The organism is Helicobacter sp. MIT 03-1614, from assembly GCF_000762925.2.
GTDB classification, from domain to species: Bacteria; Campylobacterota; Campylobacteria; order Campylobacterales; family Helicobacteraceae; genus Helicobacter_C; species Helicobacter_C hepaticus.
The window spans coordinates 1-14,967 of sequence record NZ_JRMS02000008.1 but is presented as its reverse complement, the minus strand read 5'-3'; the positions used below and the strand labels follow the sequence as shown (position 1 = coordinate 14,967).

19 protein-coding genes and 1 pseudogene are annotated in these 14,967 nt (G+C 36.3%); 12 read left to right on the top strand and 8 right to left on the bottom strand.

Annotated elements, in window-relative coordinates; genetic code table 11:
* Positions 1-25: 25 nt before the first annotated feature.
* Positions 26-691: a CatB-related O-acetyltransferase gene (locus LS66_RS06720; RefSeq protein WP_034364706.1), complete on the top strand. Its 666-nt coding sequence runs from the start codon at positions 26-28 to the stop codon at positions 689-691.
* An 8-nt stretch (positions 692-699) separates the two neighbouring features.
* On the opposite strand, the gene LS66_RS06715 is transcribed toward LS66_RS06720, so the two are convergent.
* Together LS66_RS06715 and LS66_RS06710 are read right to left on the bottom strand one after the other, a co-directional pair.
* On the bottom strand, positions 700-888 hold the full coding sequence (locus LS66_RS06715; RefSeq protein ID WP_034364710.1) for a hypothetical protein: 189 nt from the start codon (positions 886-888) through the stop codon (positions 700-702).
* A 140-nt stretch (positions 889-1,028) separates the two neighbouring features.
* Positions 1,029-1,892, bottom strand: coding sequence for an arginase family protein (locus tag LS66_RS06710; RefSeq protein ID WP_034342481.1), 864 nt, complete (start codon positions 1,890-1,892; stop codon positions 1,029-1,031).
* Between the two features lie 120 nt (positions 1,893-2,012).
* Here LS66_RS06710 and LS66_RS06705 point away from each other — a divergent pair, with 120 nt between their 5' ends.
* Positions 2,013-3,125, top strand: coding sequence for a vWA domain-containing protein (locus tag LS66_RS06705; RefSeq protein ID WP_034342478.1), 1,113 nt, complete (start codon positions 2,013-2,015; stop codon positions 3,123-3,125).
* Between the two features lie 15 nt (positions 3,126-3,140).
* Here the strand turns inward: LS66_RS06705 and LS66_RS06700 are convergent, their stop codons facing one another.
* Positions 3,141-4,154, bottom strand: coding sequence for a DNA adenine methylase (locus LS66_RS06700; RefSeq protein ID WP_034364713.1), 1,014 nt, complete (start codon positions 4,152-4,154; stop codon positions 3,141-3,143).
* Positions 4,154-4,417 carry a hypothetical protein gene (locus tag LS66_RS06695; RefSeq protein WP_034342472.1) on the bottom strand — a complete coding sequence of 88 codons (264 nt, stop codon included), beginning with the start codon at positions 4,415-4,417 and terminating at the stop codon, positions 4,154-4,156. Before LS66_RS06695 ends, LS66_RS06700 begins: the two co-directional genes overlap by 1 nt.
* 411 nt (positions 4,418-4,828) lie before the next feature.
* On the opposite strand from LS66_RS06695, the gene LS66_RS06690 reads away from it, so the two are divergent.
* Entirely contained in the window at positions 4,829-5,347 is a 519-nt protein-coding gene (locus LS66_RS06690; RefSeq protein ID WP_011115894.1) for a ClbS/DfsB family four-helix bundle protein, read from the top strand.
* On the opposite strand, the gene LS66_RS10395 is transcribed toward LS66_RS06690, so the two are convergent.
* The gene (locus tag LS66_RS10395; RefSeq protein WP_011115895.1) at positions 5,344-5,466 is read right to left on the bottom strand and encodes a hypothetical protein; all 123 of its coding nucleotides are present in this window, start codon (positions 5,464-5,466) and stop codon (positions 5,344-5,346) included. The two genes, LS66_RS06690 and LS66_RS10395, sit on opposite strands and share 4 nt — an antisense overlap.
* Positions 5,467-5,470: 4 nt before the next feature.
* Positions 5,471-5,803 (bottom strand): MarR family transcription factor RrpB, encoded by a 333-nt coding sequence (rrpB, locus tag LS66_RS06685; protein ID WP_034342469.1) that lies wholly within the window; start codon positions 5,801-5,803, stop codon positions 5,471-5,473.
* Positions 5,804-6,007: 204 nt separating this feature from the next.
* Here rrpB and LS66_RS06680 point away from each other — a divergent pair, with 204 nt between their 5' ends.
* The 7 genes from LS66_RS06680 to LS66_RS06650 all read left to right on the top strand — a co-directional run bounded on the left by LS66_RS06680 (position 6,008) and on the right by LS66_RS06650 (position 11,878).
* Complete coding sequence (locus LS66_RS06680; RefSeq protein ID WP_011115897.1) at positions 6,008-6,628, top strand: SDR family oxidoreductase; 621 nt, start codon at positions 6,008-6,010, stop codon at positions 6,626-6,628.
* 144 nt (positions 6,629-6,772) lie between these two features.
* The gene (locus LS66_RS06675) at positions 6,773-7,165 is read left to right on the top strand and encodes a DoxX family protein (RefSeq protein WP_011115899.1); all 393 of its coding nucleotides are present in this window, start codon (positions 6,773-6,775) and stop codon (positions 7,163-7,165) included.
* Positions 7,166-7,283: 118 nt separating this feature from the next.
* Entirely contained in the window at positions 7,284-7,841 is a 558-nt protein-coding gene (locus LS66_RS06670; protein ID WP_034342849.1) for a GyrI-like domain-containing protein, read from the top strand.
* A gap of 110 nt (positions 7,842-7,951) precedes the next feature.
* On the top strand, positions 7,952-9,691 hold the full coding sequence (locus LS66_RS06665) for a DUF262 domain-containing protein (RefSeq protein ID WP_034364718.1): 1,740 nt from the start codon (positions 7,952-7,954) through the stop codon (positions 9,689-9,691).
* 109 nt (positions 9,692-9,800) lie between these two features.
* Entirely contained in the window at positions 9,801-10,241 is a 441-nt protein-coding gene (locus LS66_RS06660; RefSeq protein ID WP_236096991.1) for an EVE domain-containing protein, read from the top strand.
* Between the two features lie 106 nt (positions 10,242-10,347).
* Positions 10,348-10,935: a DUF3387 domain-containing protein gene (locus LS66_RS06655; protein WP_236096990.1), complete on the top strand. Its 588-nt coding sequence runs from the start codon at positions 10,348-10,350 to the stop codon at positions 10,933-10,935.
* Between the two features lie 16 nt (positions 10,936-10,951).
* Positions 10,952-11,878 (top strand): BspA family leucine-rich repeat surface protein, encoded by a 927-nt coding sequence (locus tag LS66_RS06650; RefSeq protein WP_236096989.1) that lies wholly within the window; start codon positions 10,952-10,954, stop codon positions 11,876-11,878.
* Between the two features lie 114 nt (positions 11,879-11,992).
* Here LS66_RS06650 and LS66_RS06645 read toward each other — a convergent pair whose 3' ends face one another.
* Positions 11,993-12,295, bottom strand: coding sequence for a metalloregulator ArsR/SmtB family transcription factor (locus LS66_RS06645; protein ID WP_034364724.1), 303 nt, complete (start codon positions 12,293-12,295; stop codon positions 11,993-11,995).
* A gap of 11 nt (positions 12,296-12,306) precedes the next feature.
* Entirely contained in the window at positions 12,307-13,293 is a 987-nt protein-coding gene (locus tag LS66_RS06640; RefSeq protein ID WP_034364728.1) for a permease, read from the bottom strand.
* A 201-nt stretch (positions 13,294-13,494) separates the two neighbouring features.
* On the opposite strand from LS66_RS06640, the gene LS66_RS06635 reads away from it, so the two are divergent.
* Both LS66_RS06635 and LS66_RS06630 read left to right on the top strand, forming a co-directional pair.
* Positions 13,495-14,352 (top strand): aminoglycoside 6-adenylyltransferase, encoded by an 858-nt coding sequence (locus LS66_RS06635; RefSeq protein ID WP_052057241.1) that lies wholly within the window; start codon positions 13,495-13,497, stop codon positions 14,350-14,352.
* 127 nt (positions 14,353-14,479) lie between these two features.
* A pseudogene (locus LS66_RS06630) lies at positions 14,480-14,967 on the top strand (hypothetical protein); the annotation flags it as partial.

The window sequence follows — 14,967 nt, the reverse complement described above, 5'->3', positions numbered from 1 at the left end:
TAAGATTTGACACAAGGAGACAAATATGAAACATAGAATCTTTCCCAATCCAAACAATCCCTTTCCGATTAAGGGCGTTGATTATGTCTGTTATGTCAAGCCCATAATAAAGAATCCAAATGTCATCGTAGGCGACTTTACATACATTAGCGATAGCGATTTTGAGCGGCATATCAGCCACCATTACGCATTTAATGGGGATAAACTTATCATTGGTAAATTTTGCCAAATTGCTGCGGGTGTGGAATTTGTGATGAACGGCGCAAATCATCAAATGAATGCAGTCAGCACTTTTCCCTTTAATATTTTTGAGGGTTGGAATGCGCCACCTCCAACGCCCGAAAATCTGCCTCTTAAGGGCGATACGATGATTGGCAATGATGTGTGGATTGGGCAAAATGCCACGATTTTGCCCGGTGTGCATATCGGCGATGGCGCGATTATCGGCGCGAATGCTGTTATCGGAAGCAATATCGCACCTTATAGCATTGTGGTAGGGAATCCCGCAAGAATGATTAAGAAGCGATTTGATGAGGAGCTTATTGCGCTTTTGCTTGCGTTTCAATGGTGGAATAAAAGCATAGCAGAGATTCAGAATCTAATCCCGCTGCTGACTTGCAGCGACTTACAAAGGGTAAAAGGGGAGATAAAGAAGAGGATAAGCAACCAACAAAGCAATGATGAATTTTAACCATAGCCCTACTTGGCGCGCTGTGTTGTTAGATAGTAAAGAATAACTAAAAAGCTTAAAAATTCAGCCACAATCACCACGCCAAAGCCAAGAAGCACAGGAATCATTAGATTTACAGCCGCAAAAGCAATGTTAGAAAAAAGCCACATAGAATATATAGAACTGATAGAACCCCCAAAAAAAGAACTTTTTGTCAAAAAGCACTACAAGCGGTGTGCATTTGTGGATAATTTAATAGTGCCTTCACTACTTAAAACCCTTACCGAATAATAAAATACAATTTTATTCCCTTTAAGCAAAAGCGGATTCTAGGGTTATGAAGTAGGGTTAAACATTATTACATCAAAGGCAGTTTTTGGAGCATATTTTGTAGCTTAATGAGTTCCTTTGGCATTAGCTCGGCGATACTTAAGCCTACGATTTCATAGTGTGCGCTCACAGATTCAATGATGTGTGCGACTTCTTTCATTTTGAGTTTGCCACTATTGCCCACAGCGACATAAATCTCGCTAAAATCTAGCACATCTAAATCAAGGTGTATTACAACCTTAGAGGCTTTAGTGCCTTGTAACCATTGCAAGACCTTTTTGCTGCTTACTTTCTTCGCTTTAAGGGCTTTTAGCCCTAGCTCCTTTTGACGCTTGGCATAAAATTTTGCCTCCTCACTATGCAATCCCACAAGCAAGGTATTTTGAGCTGGTATTTTTGCGGGGAGGACTTTAAGAATCTCTTTATCGCCAAGCCCTAGCAAATGCGTAACCGCCATTGCGTGATAAGCCTTATACTCATCATTTGGCAGCCCAATATCAGGGTGTGCGTCAATCCATAGCATTGCGACATCATCACCATACTTACTTGCAAGATAGCTAAAGGGCGCGACAGACACGGAGCATTCACCCCCAAGTGTGAGAATCTTATCAGGTTTAGATTCTGTGATGAGTTTCATTGCGGCTTTGGTTTGCTTTAAAATATCGCTTTTATCTAGCACCCCGTCTTTTACCTCTCTTTTAAACTCTTGTGAAACAGGCACTTCAAGGGTTTGATGAGAGGTGCTATGTGTAAGAAGTTCAAGGAGTTTTGCACCTAAAAAATAGCCTTTGGAAATCTCCTCTTTAGGCAGCCCTTTAAACCAATGCGCAATGTCTCCACCCTGCCATTGCGGATAGATAAGCCGAATGGTTTTTGAAGCATTTGTTTTCATATTCTTTCCTTTTGCTGTGGTAATCAATTATAACATTCCTTTGATAAAATAGAGACCCTTTAAGCAAAAGCTTGATAGAATCCTTGAAAACAATTACAAATAAGTGTAAAAGGATTTCAAATGCGATATTTGATGAAGTCACTCTTAGCTAAAGCTTTGCTCTGCTTCGTTTTTACCTCTAGTGTATTAGGTGCAAATCCTTCAACAAAGATTCCAGAAGTAGATGAAAAGCTCATTGATACTATGCTCTCTCGCCTTATTTATGGAGCAAAATGCGATGAAATGGCGATGATTTCGCACTTTGACCCAAGTGTGCTATGGGTAAAAGATAAAGATAAAATTGATATGCAAAAAATCCCAAAGAAAATCCGCTATATCCGCTTTGCAGGAAGGATTCTATCGGGTGGTATCTCAAGTGGAAATAGCACTTATACTAGTGCGGATAAAGAATTTCTCTACACACTAAATGGGGCTGATTTAGAGGTTATGAGTATTTGCGATAAACAGCAGCTTATCTTAAACAATTATGACAAAGAAAAAGAGGATTATAATCTCAAACTTCGCGCAAAACCTGCCAAAGAAATTGCTATTGTAATCAATGTCGCAAATTCAATGAAAGATTATGTCTTTGCGTTTAAGGAAATTGCGCCCCTTATTGCCAAACATATACTTCAAGAAGAAAACAGAGGTAGCTATGCCAAAATCACGCTTGTGAGCTTTAGTAATTATGATGTTAAGGATTTTGATGATGTGTTTAGCTCTAGCGAATTTGTGGAAAGTGCAAAAAATCTAAAAGTTGTAAATTCGCAAACAAAACTCATCAATTATGCGCTCATTAAAGCGATGAGCCATTTTACAAAAGATAATGGGTTGAAGAAAGAAATTTTTCTCATCACTGATGGCAACCCAAATGATAGAGGAAGTGCGGAAAAAATGCTCTATCTTACGAAGAATCTTAATCGCAATATTGTGAAAAATAGCGGTGGCTCCAAGAAAAATTGGGTTACAATCCACACTTTAGCTTTAAATAAAAACCTTGATTCTTTAAAAGAGCTTACCCTTGCCACAGAAGGAAGTTTTTATGAGCCAAGCAGTGCGTATGAGTTTAAAAAGTTGCTTTTAAGGCTAAGCAATAACGGCAAAGATGTAGATCCTAGAGAAATAAATGTGATTGTTCCAAGCAAAACACATAAAATCTATGACCCTGATGATCCTAACCCTCCTAAGAAATAGTATCTAAAGCACTCTTTACTTCCTCAAAATATGCAAATATTCTAAAGTGCAATCTTGCTTTTGGATTCGTTTAGAATCTGCTTTGAAGCGCTGGTGTTTTTGTGTGGCAAAAGAATATTTGCCATATTTTTCAAAAATAGCTTGAATTTGCTCTAAACTGAGCAATCCCTCATCATTATAGCTTAGAAAAATCCACTCAAAATGCGCATTTTTGATGAGGTTTTCTAGCTCATCTGCGACTTTTGCTTTTCTGCACCAAGCCGACTTTTCATACTCTCTTAATCCTGTTTTGCCCTTTGGGATAAAGTCATCATATAAGGCAATCGTGTTTAAAAGATGATAATTCGCGCCATACTCTCGTGCATTATAAGGTGGGTCAAGATAAAGAATATCACCCTTTATCTTAGTAATAAGTGTATTTGCGTCCTCATTAAATACCAGATGTTCATTTTCATTGCATTCAAACTCTGCAGGATTTAGGATAAAGCTTTTGAGCGCACTTTTTTTAAGATGTTTTAAAAATGCTCCATACACTGAAGCAGTGTTTGCAACCTTATCGGCGGATTCTAAAAGGGAGGCAAGGAGAAAATAATATTCTTTGTCCTCAATTAACTTTTCTTTTTTCCATTGCGCAATCTTAGAGCGCACAGCATCAATTTTTTGTGCATTTTCATCACTAAAATACTGCCTCCCACTCCCAGAGCCAAGCGCATAATGAGTGTAGATTTTACCCTTTTGTGGTGGCGTTTGAGTTGTGTCATTAAGAATGTGTAGCAGCTCATTAACGCGTGTTAATTTCTGATGATTGCCGATATAATTTTGCGCCAAGACAAAGCTATAATACTCCCTATCATTGCTAATAATTTGCTTGACTTGTGTTTTAAAAAGCCTCCCCACTGCCGCAGTTCCAGCAAATATATCACAAAAGATAGAATCCTTTAAAGGCTTTGCACTAGCTTTTTGCAGTGTAGATTCTATGCTCGTTTGCAAAAAGTGAGAGAGTTTAAATTTGGAGCCAATGTAGTTCATTAAGTCTTAGGCTTGAAGCCATTTAATCTGATTGCAACTACTTCTCCAGTCGAGGGTTTTTTCTCTATGATATATGTTTCATTCAGTTTTGTTTTGGTAGTGCCACCTCTTGAGCCATCTCTAGCCCATGCGTATCCGTTATTAGAGCTTAATGGCTCATATTTTCCAACAAACTCACTTACATATACCCACCTTGAAACACCATTTTTATCAGGTTTGGCAAGTTCTACAAATAAATCTGCTTGTGTTGCGTAACTGCTCATACATTCTCCTTTTTTAAAAATTTATTTCTATCTATGTAATTAGAAAATTAAAAACATTCACTTTATCTTAAAAGCTTTTTTTAAAAACTCTAAAATACTCCTTTGTATGAGTTGCATATCCTTAAAATCATTCAAAAATTATAGCACAACAGATTACGATTAAATGATTTAAAAAACCTTTGTGATTTATCCAAAAATCACAAATTGCAATGACAAGTTAGGATTAGATTTCACTTTGAAAACACAACCTTTTAACAAAAGCGATAAAAAATCTAGCAGTGCCAAAGTCAAAGGAACTGATTAAACTACAAATATACCCCAAAATCCACCTTTGATGTGATAGAGCATTGCACGTTTGAAAATTAAGTCTTAGAATCTTATAATGCCTTGAGATTTGTTCAAAGGACACCTATGCCACGCCCTACCAACAAAAGCGATTTGCTTGCCTTAAGTCAGAAAAATTATGAATCTCTGCTTGCGTTGATAGAGCAAATCCCGCTTGAACAACAAAGCACACCCTTTGAATATAACGAGCGAGATAAGGCTTTGCGCGATGTGCTTGTGCATTTGTATGAATGGCAGATACTTTTGCTTCGCTTTGTGCGCACAAACCTTGAGAGGACGAGTGATTTTGTGCCTTTTCTCCCTGCGCCTTATAGTTTCAAAACCTATCCCGCGATGAATAGGGAGATTTGGCAAAAGCACCAAAGCACGCCATTAGAGAACGCAAAGGCAATGTTAGGAAAAAGCCACATAGAATGTATGGAGCTGATAGAGACTCTCCCACAAAAGGAACTTTTTGTCAAAAAGCATTATAAATGGTGTGGCAACACAAGTCTTGGGAGCTATTGTGTGAGTGCGACTTCAAGCCATTATGATTGGGCAAGTAAATGTATAAAAAAGCGTGTGAGGAGCTTGAAAAAGGTTTAAGAATGCTTAAACCGCAAATCCTCATCAAGTGTATGAGCGAGAGTATCCATTAAGCGTAGCAAACCACACGATGAGTGGCAACAATGCGTAAGCAAACTGCGTTTTGAATACAGACGCATTTCCCTAATGCTCCCTCTTATAGCCTTCCCCCCAAGATTCTAAAGCTCTTAAGACACACTCCAAACTCTGCCCAAGTGGAGTGAGGCTGTATTCCACTCGTGGAGGCACTTCTGCATACACTTTTCTTTTGAGCAACTTTGCTTCCTCTAATTCGCGCAAGTTTTGAGTTAAAACCTTTTGAGAAATGCTCTGATTTTTTGTCGCACCCACAGACTTTTTAAGCTCACCAAATCGCTTTGTGCCACTTAGCAAATCGCGGATAATGATGATTTTCCATTTATTGCCAATGAGGTTTAAAGTCGTCTCAATCGGACATTCTGAAATATACGCATTCATTTTGCACCTCTTTTCTCTATAATTTATACGCAAGATTCTAAAGTTTTCAAAAATTATAGCACAAATAAATCCCAAATTTATACAATAGTATCAAAATAGATATTATATATTAAAAAAGTGCTTACTTGATTTTATATACTAAGTTCTATAAAATTGCAAAGCTGAAATTTCATATTTCAACATTTAAGATTCAAAGGAGACAAAATGAAAATCGCAGTTTTAGCAGCAAAAGGTAGGGCGGGCAGTGCAATCGTGCAAGAGGCAATCAATGCAGGATTTGAAGTGAGTGCATTTGTGAGGAGCAAAGCGCATTTTGATGAGAGGGTTCATCTTGTTGTGAAAGATATGTTTTCACTTACAAGCACTGATTTGCAAGGATTTGATGTGATTATTGATGCTTTTGGAGAGTGGCAAGATTTGTCTTTACATTTAAAACATATTGAGTATTTAAACTCCATTTTGCAAGGCAATGAGGCAAAGCTCATCGTAGTAGGAGGTGCAGGAAGTCTGTATATGAATACAACGCATACTCTTAGACTAATGGATACGCCAGAGTTTCCTAAGGAATATATGGGAGTGGCAGAAGCAACTGCAGAGGTGCTTGAGTTTGTGCGTAAAAGCAATCTCAATTGGCTCTATATCAGCCCTGCAGCACTTTTTTATGAAGGTAAATCGCAAAATTATGAGTTAATAGGCGAGGAATTTAAAGTCAATACAAAAGGTGAAAGTAGAGTGTCTTATAGCACTTATGCGACTGCACTTATCAAACTGCTTTCTAGTGGAGAAATTAAAATGTGCCAAAGAATAAGCCTCATTGAATTATAGGTTCTAAATGATATAATGGCACAGATTTTATGCAAAAAGATTTTGTGCCTATTCTTCATTACAATATTCTATCCATTGCCTTGCAATTTGTTTTTTTTTTTTTTGATAGAATGCGGGGTTTTCAATCAATAAAAAGGATTTGTAATGTTATATAATGATGATTTGGGCAAATTAATTGTGCGCTTATGCGTAGGTGGGCTTATGCTCTTTCACGGAGTCAATAAAATCACAAATGGCGTAAGCGGTATAGAGGGTTTTATGGAATCTCACGGATTACCCACACTTTTTGCCTATGGCGCGTATATCGGCGAGGTGCTTGCGCCATTGATGATAATTGTAGGCTATCAAGTGCGTATAGCTGCTGCCTTAGAGGCTTTTACAATGCTTGTGGCGATTTATGTTGCAACAGGATTTGAGATTTTTACCCTTGATAATCACGGCGCGTGGGTAATTGAGCTACATTTGCTCTATATGCTCCCTTGTATTGCCTTGATATTTATGGGTGGAGGTAGATATGGCGTGAAGTTTAAGAAATGAAAAATAGAAAACAAAAGGATTCCATAATGCCACCAAAAATCCTGCAAGTGCAAAATTTGACTTCAAAAAGGTTTATAAAGACTGCTACGCGCCCAAACCTACACCCTTAAAGCTTTTTGTGCCAACGCTTTCTTTTATAAGTGTGCAAGGAGCAGGGAATCCAAATGAGCCAAATGGTGCATATCAAGCAGCTTTAAAAACTCTCTTTACCCTCTCCTACACGCTCAAAATGAGCAAAACCACAAAGGCTTTGAAAGACTATGTAGAATATGTCGTGCCTCCGCTAGAAAGCTTGTGGTGGGGTAATGAGAACTTGAGCAATAAGGCAAATTTCAAATGGCAAGCGATGATTGCCCAGCCTGATTTTATCACGCAAGAACTCTTTGAATGGGCGTGTGAAGAGGTGCAGAGCAAAAAGGGCATAGACTGCTCCAAAGCGCGATTATTGCGCTTTGAAGAGGGGCTTTGCGTACAGATACTACATATCGGCTCGTATGATGAGGAGCCACAAAGTCTCGCAAAAATAGAGGAATTTATCGCACACAATGGTTTGAAAAACGACATCAGCAAAGATAATCTCACAAGGGCGCACCACGAAATCTATTTGAGCAATCCACACAAAACTCCCACGCATAAATTTAAAACGATTTTACGCATTCCTGTGCGGGAGGGGTGAGGTAAAAAACACAAAGAGAAAGCGCAAGGGGTGAAAGGCTGAAACTTGCTGTAAATTAGGCTTTTGGTTATAATATTAGATTTGGAAATTAATAGAAAAAAGGAGAGGGAATGGCAGGATTTCAATCACCTATTACAATTAATGAGGCAATACAAAGAATTAAGAATAATGAATATTTGCTTCCAGCATTTCAAAGAGAATATGTTTGGTATCCAGAACAAGTAGAGGAACTATTTGACTCTTTAATGAGAGGTTACCCTATCAGCTCTATGCTATTTTGGGAAGTTAAGGACGAAAGCAAAGGTGCTTGGAAATTTTATAAATTTTTAGATTATTATAGAGAATCTTACCACGAACACAATGAATATTTCAATACGCAAAACCATAAAGATTTTAAAGCAATTTTAGATGGACAACAAAGACTAACTTCTCTGTATCTTGCTTTGTTTAGTCATTATGATATTCACAAATCTTATAGAAAATGGGAAGATGATGATAGGTTTTTTGACATTTGCCATTTATATTTTAATCTCACTCAAAGCCAAACACCAGAAAATCCAAATGTAAAATATGAATTTTTATGGCTAGGGAAAGACGAAACAAAAGAACAAGGTATTTATACAGACAAGCACCAACAAAAATGGTTTAAATGCGGAGATATTTATAAATACGAAACAAGCAGGGTAAGAAAACTCGCAAAAGAGGGGGATTTGAGTGAAGAGGAGGAAGAGAGGCTAGATTTATTTCACCAAAAGATATTTGATACGCCAATAATCAATTTTTACCTTGAAAGTGAGCAGAATCCAGATAAGGCAGTAAATATTTTTATCCGCATTAATTCAGGAGGAGAGCCTTTGGATTATTCAGATATTCTTTTCAGTATAGCTATTGCAAATTGGAAAACAGACGCACGAACAGAAATCAATGATTTAGTAGATAGAATCAATAATGAATTGAGATTTGATATTGATAAAGATTTAATTCTTAAAGGTTTTTTATTTCTTTATCATAATAATATCAAATTCCAAATTAATAGCTTTGATAAGGATTTTATAGAATTTATTGAGAAAAAATGGGAGGATATAAAAAATTGTTTTATTGAGGTTTTTAGACTATTAAGAAAATTTGGCTTAGAAGCAAGAACGCTTTCTTCAAACAATGCTGTATTGCCTATTTTATACTTTATTTATCATAATAATTTAACCGAACAAGTTGTAGATTCTGTAACACAAAAACAAAATAGAGAACTCATTAAAACTTGGCTATTAAGAGCTATTATTTTGAAACCTTTTGGTGGGAGTGGAGATACAGTTTTAACAAATATGAGAAAAGCATTTATCAAAGACTTTAAACAAAATAATGAAAAATACTTTGATGAAAAGTTAGAGCTATTTCCCTTAAAGACAATAGAGCAAGAAGCAAAATACAGCCAAAAAATAGACAAGGAATATTTAGAAAATATTATTGTCAAAGTTAGGAAAAATAACCCCGAAGCTTTTGCCTTTTTATCTCTTTTGTTCAAAAATTTTAAAGAGGATATTCAAACACATATAGACCACTTACACCCGATTAGTGCTTACAAAAATAAAAGCAAAGAGGAACGCAAGGAATATGAATATTGGGCTGACACTCTGCCAAATCTTCAGCTTTTAGAGGGTGGAGAAAATATGTCTAAAAGTGATATACCATTGGAAAAATGGGTTGAAAAAAATTGTGAAAACGATAGAAATAAATTTCTAAAAGAGCATTTTATACCAGATATTGATTTGTCTTTGAGAAATTTTGATGAATTTTATGATGAGAGAACAAAATTGCTCGTGCAAGAGCTTATAAAGATTTTAAATAGTTAGGTAATCCTGTGCTTTCTAATCCTGCAAAAGGGCATTTGCTTGCCATTTTTACAATTCTCGTTTGGGGCGTTACTTTTAGCTCCACGAAGTTTAAGCCAAAGGGGATAAAATGAGAGATAAATTAACATTAAGGAATAATATGCGCTACTTCATCGGCATAGCATCAAAAAATCATATTCAAATAGGACAAGCAGGGGGATTTTGCCAACTCTGCCACGGCAAAGCCGCACCGCTTAAAAGAATGAAGCAAAATGATAAAATCATCTATTATAGCCCAAAGCTTACTATGGAATCTAAAGAGCCTTATCAAGCATTCACCGCACTAGGTGAAATCGCAGATGAAAATGTGTATCAAGTGGAGATGTTTAAGGGATTTTTCCCTTTTAGGCGCAATGTGCTATGGAGTGAAATTAAGCGAGAATGCCCTTTAAGCGTGGCAAAGACGCACCTAGAATGGAAAGCTTACGCAAGCAAACTGCGTTTTGGGCATTTTGAAGTCTCCAAAGAGTTTTTTAACTTCCTTGCAGAGTATATGACACAGGATTCTTAATGCAAAATACAATCTGCCAAAGCTGCGGTATGCCTATCACTTCAAAAGAGCAATTCAATGCGCAATTAGGCAAATTATTAATGACGCGATTGTGAGTGAGGGGGTAGTGAAACTTTTAGATAGCACAGGGATTGCAAAGCCAAATCTCTCTATCCTTTCAGAGGAATTTTTAAGCGAGCTTGCCTCCCATAAACACAAAAACCTTGCCTTGCAGACTTTGCAAAAGCTTTTAAACGATGAACTAAGTGCTCGTCTTAGCTCTGCACTCTCTGCAAAAAGCTTGATAGAGCGACTGCAAAAGACAATGCAAAAATATCAAAACAACCTCCTTAGTGTAGCAGAAGCCATAGAGGAGCTGATTGCCCTAAGCAAAGAACTTATTGCGAGTGATACGCAGAGGCAGGATTTGGGATTAAAAGACTATGAATATGCCTTTTATGAAGCGATTGCCAAAAATGAAAGTGCAAAAGAAGTGATGAGTAAAAATGAGCTAAAAGCACTTGCCATAGCGATTTTTCAAACTCTCAAACAAAATGTTAGCTTAGATTGGCAGCATAAAGAATCTGTGCGAGCAAAGCTTCGTGTGGCAGTTAAAAGGGTGTTACAAAAATATGGCTATCCACCGGATATGCAAAAACTCGCAACAGATAGAATCATAGCTCAAGCCGAACTTGTGGCGAGTAATCTTGTGTGAAGTAAGGAGAATAAAAATGTATAAAATGGGGACAAAGAAAAAAGTAGGCTTTGCATTATTGGCAATAATGGTCTTTAATTTATCTAGTAGTTACGCAGATTCTCAACACAAATATTTTCCAAAGACTAGAGAGGAATTAAAGGCTTTTGTCCAAGATGAAAGTATTAATCTAGGAGAAATTGATACTTCTGCCATTACTGATATGGCAAAACTTTTTGAAGGAAGCACAAGGCAAGATTTCAGCGGGATAGAATCATGGGATACTAGTAAGGTAAAATATATGGAATATATGTTCTCTAAGGCAAAGAGCTTTAATCAAAATATAAATGCTTGGGACGTCTCTAAGGTAAAAAATATGCGTGGCATGTTTGCTGTAGCAGAATCTTTCAATCAACCTTTGAATAAGTGGAATACAAGCAGTGTTGAAAATATGAGACTTATGTTTTTTGCTGCACAAAGTTTTAATCATAATATAAATTCTTGGGACGTCTCTAAGGTAAAAAATATGCGTGGCATGTTTTGGGGAGCAAAGAGCTTTAATCAACCATTAGATTCTTGGAATGTCGGAAATGTTTGGGATATGAGCAGTATGTTTTTTGGGGCAGAATCTTTTAATCAGTCCTTAAATAAATGGAATGTAGGCAATGTAGAGGATATGGATAATATGTTTTTTGGAGCAAAGAGCTTTAATCAACCATTAGACAAATGGAACACACGCAAGGTAAAATATATGGATAATATTTTTTACGATGCAGAATCTTTCAATCAGCCTTTGGATAAGTGGAATACAAGTAGCGTGAAATATATGAAAGAGATGTTTTATGGGGCAAAATCATTCAATCAGTCTTTGGATAGTTGGAATGTCAAGAACGTTTTGGATATGCGTGATATATTTGGAAGTTCTCCATTACAAAACAATCCGCCAAAATGGTATAAAGAATAGATTCTAAAGAAAAAAGAGGGATTCTTAATGCAAAACACAATCTGCCAAAACTGCGGTATGCCTATCACTTCAAAGGAGCAATTCAAAGCGCACTGCACTAAAATTTTCCCAACACTAAAAAGGTGGCAAACTTCTTAAATCAAGCTCTTCTATGGCTTGCAAAGCCTGTTGATGAAAAGAGGTTAAATGATTATTTATCCCATAATACGCCCAAGCACCCTTGCGATTTACATATAAAAAGCCTGAATCTTTTAATATTTTCAAATGCCTTGATAAGCGTGATTGCTTCATATCTAACATATTTTGCAAATCACATACGCAAGTCTCACCATTTGTAGATAAAAAATTCAAAATTAATATTCTCGTCTCATCATTGAGTGCCCCTACAATGTTTAAAAAACTATCAACCTTATTCATCTTATACCTCACTATAAAAAATAAATAATCATACCAAATCCTATGGCAATACATAAAACCAACCCAACAAACAATGCTAAAAAATTTAACTTAAATATGCTCTTTAATAATATGAGTTCAGGCAAAGAGCAACCAGCGCCAGCGATTAAAAAACTCATTATTACACCCTCATTGACGCCAACTCCAAGCAATGCGACACCAATAGGTATAATTGCCTCCACCCTAACATAAAGCAAGATGCCAATAAATGCAGCAAAAATCACATTTAAAATCCCAAACCCACCAAGATAATTTTGTAAAAAATCCTGTGGCACAAAACCATGTATAAAAGCTCCTATACCCATACCTATGGCAATATATGGAACAAGTTTTTTATAGTCCTTCAAACTTTGAAAAAATAAATTTTTTATAGAATCTTTATTTTTAGATTTTGTGCAACAAGACATATTCTTATCCATTTGAGTATCACAACAAGAGTTAGATTTTTGCAGGACAGAAGTAGAAAAAGATGTAAAATTAATAGGTTTCTTAGCTTTAAAGTGCTCATTATTATTCGTGCTTTTAAAATTTTCTTGTAGAAATTTTTGAGTATCAAGTTTTTGTATCATAGTGGATAAAACAAAAATAGCAACAAACAAAAAAGCTACATAAATCATTGTGATTTTCAGTCCAAAAGCCACAAACAACATTCCCACAATTATAGGATTAACAAGCGGAGAGGTAAGCAAATAGGCGATACATACACCAAAAACTACATTTGCTTTAAGCAATGCACGAAGCAAGGGAATAGTAGAACAAGAACAAAAGGGCGTAAGAGAACCCAAAAGAATAGCTTTTATATAACTAAGATAAGAATCTTTGCCTAAATGCTTTTCAAAGGTGCTTTTGTATCTATTGTTTAAAAAAGCAATCAAAACAGATACGATGACAAAAAGGAGTGATAACTCAACGAAATAAATGGCAAAAAATTTGAAAAATTCTAGTAATTGACTTTCCATAAAGAATACTACCTTATTATAATATTGATATATGTTGATATTATAATATATAAATCTTAATAAACACTGAACAGATTTATTATAAGCATTTCTAGTGAGAAATAGGGCGAGAAACTTCAAAGCAGCTTGCACCTTTAAATCATCAAATTATTAGGGTAAAATGCAAAGCAAAATTTAAGCCTTTAAAAAGGAGAATCCACAATGCGCACGCAAAAAGAAATTTTCGCCCTTATTTTAGATTTTGCCAAACGCACAGATTCTATCCGCGCGGTTACATTAGAGGGTTCAAGGGCAAATCCCAACATCAAGCAAGATAAATTTTGCGATTATGATATTTCTTTTTTCTTAAACGCTAAAAACTTAGAATCCTTTAAAAACGATGAGGAATGGCTTAAAATCTTTGGCAATATTTTAATGCTCCAAAAGCCCGAATCTATGGAACTTTACCCGCCTGATTTAAGGGAGGGTTGGTTTAGCTTTTTAGTGCTTTTTGATGATGGAGTGCGCATAGATTTGAGCCTTATTCCCCTTGCAGACATAGAATGGTATAAGGACAATGAGCGGCTAATGCGCGTTTTGCTTGATAAGGATAATCAATTTATGCCTATCAATGAGCCAAGTGATAGTGCATTTTTTATCAAGCCTCTAACCAAACAGAGCTTTTTGGACTGCTGCAATGAATTGTATTGGCTCTATGTTTGCACACACAAGGACATTTTAAGAGGCGAATTGCTCCTTGCAAACGCACATTTAGCGATGATGAGAGAGGGGCTTTTGATTTTGCTTTCTTGGCGTGTGGCATTAAGACAAAATAATTTTGCTTTTTCTCTAGGCAAGGAATATAAGTTTTTACCCCATTTTTTAGAGCCTAAAGAGTGCAAAAGTCTCTATAAGTGCTATAAACTAGGGGATTTAAAACAAGCGCGAAAAACGCTTAAAATAATGGAGAAATTCTTTGCCAAAAATGCGCGGGAGCTTATAAAAGTGCATTTTAACGATTTGCACACTCTGCCTTATGCAAAAAAAGCAAAGCAATATGTGAGGATTCTAAAAATATAAATAATATAAAGCAAACCAAAAGATGAGTTTGAAAAAGATTTTGATACGCACGATAAAATAAAGAAAAAGTTAAATAAATCTCAATTAAAATATAATACAAAATAATATGCCATATAAGGAATCCAAAATGACACAAGAATATAAAACAAAAGGTTATTTTAGCTATCTGCCCATAAGCTTTTTTGGTGCGTGTATGGGGCTTAGTGCAATCAGCGTGGCGTGGGATAAAATGATGCGCTTAATCCAAAACCTCACCATAAATACAGAAAATGTCCTTGCCCCAACCCATAACACAAACTTCTTGCCTTCAACTCTCCTTGCTAATTTTAGCTTTGCTCTTTCTGTCTCTTTTGCACTCCTTGCCCTCATTGCGTTTATAGGGCTAGTAAGTGCCTATGCTGTGAAGATTCTAAGCAGCTTTGAGAGTGTCAAGCTTGAGTTTGTCTCGCCTCTGACGCGTCCATTTTTTGGCACATTTTTTATCTCTTTACTGCTTTTGCCCTTTGCACTCCATATACTTGGACTTCCTGAATCCTTAAGCCTTGCGGTGTGGGTTGTAGGAGCAGTTTTAATGTTTATCTTTAGTGTGCATATCGTGCAATTTTGGATTTGCAA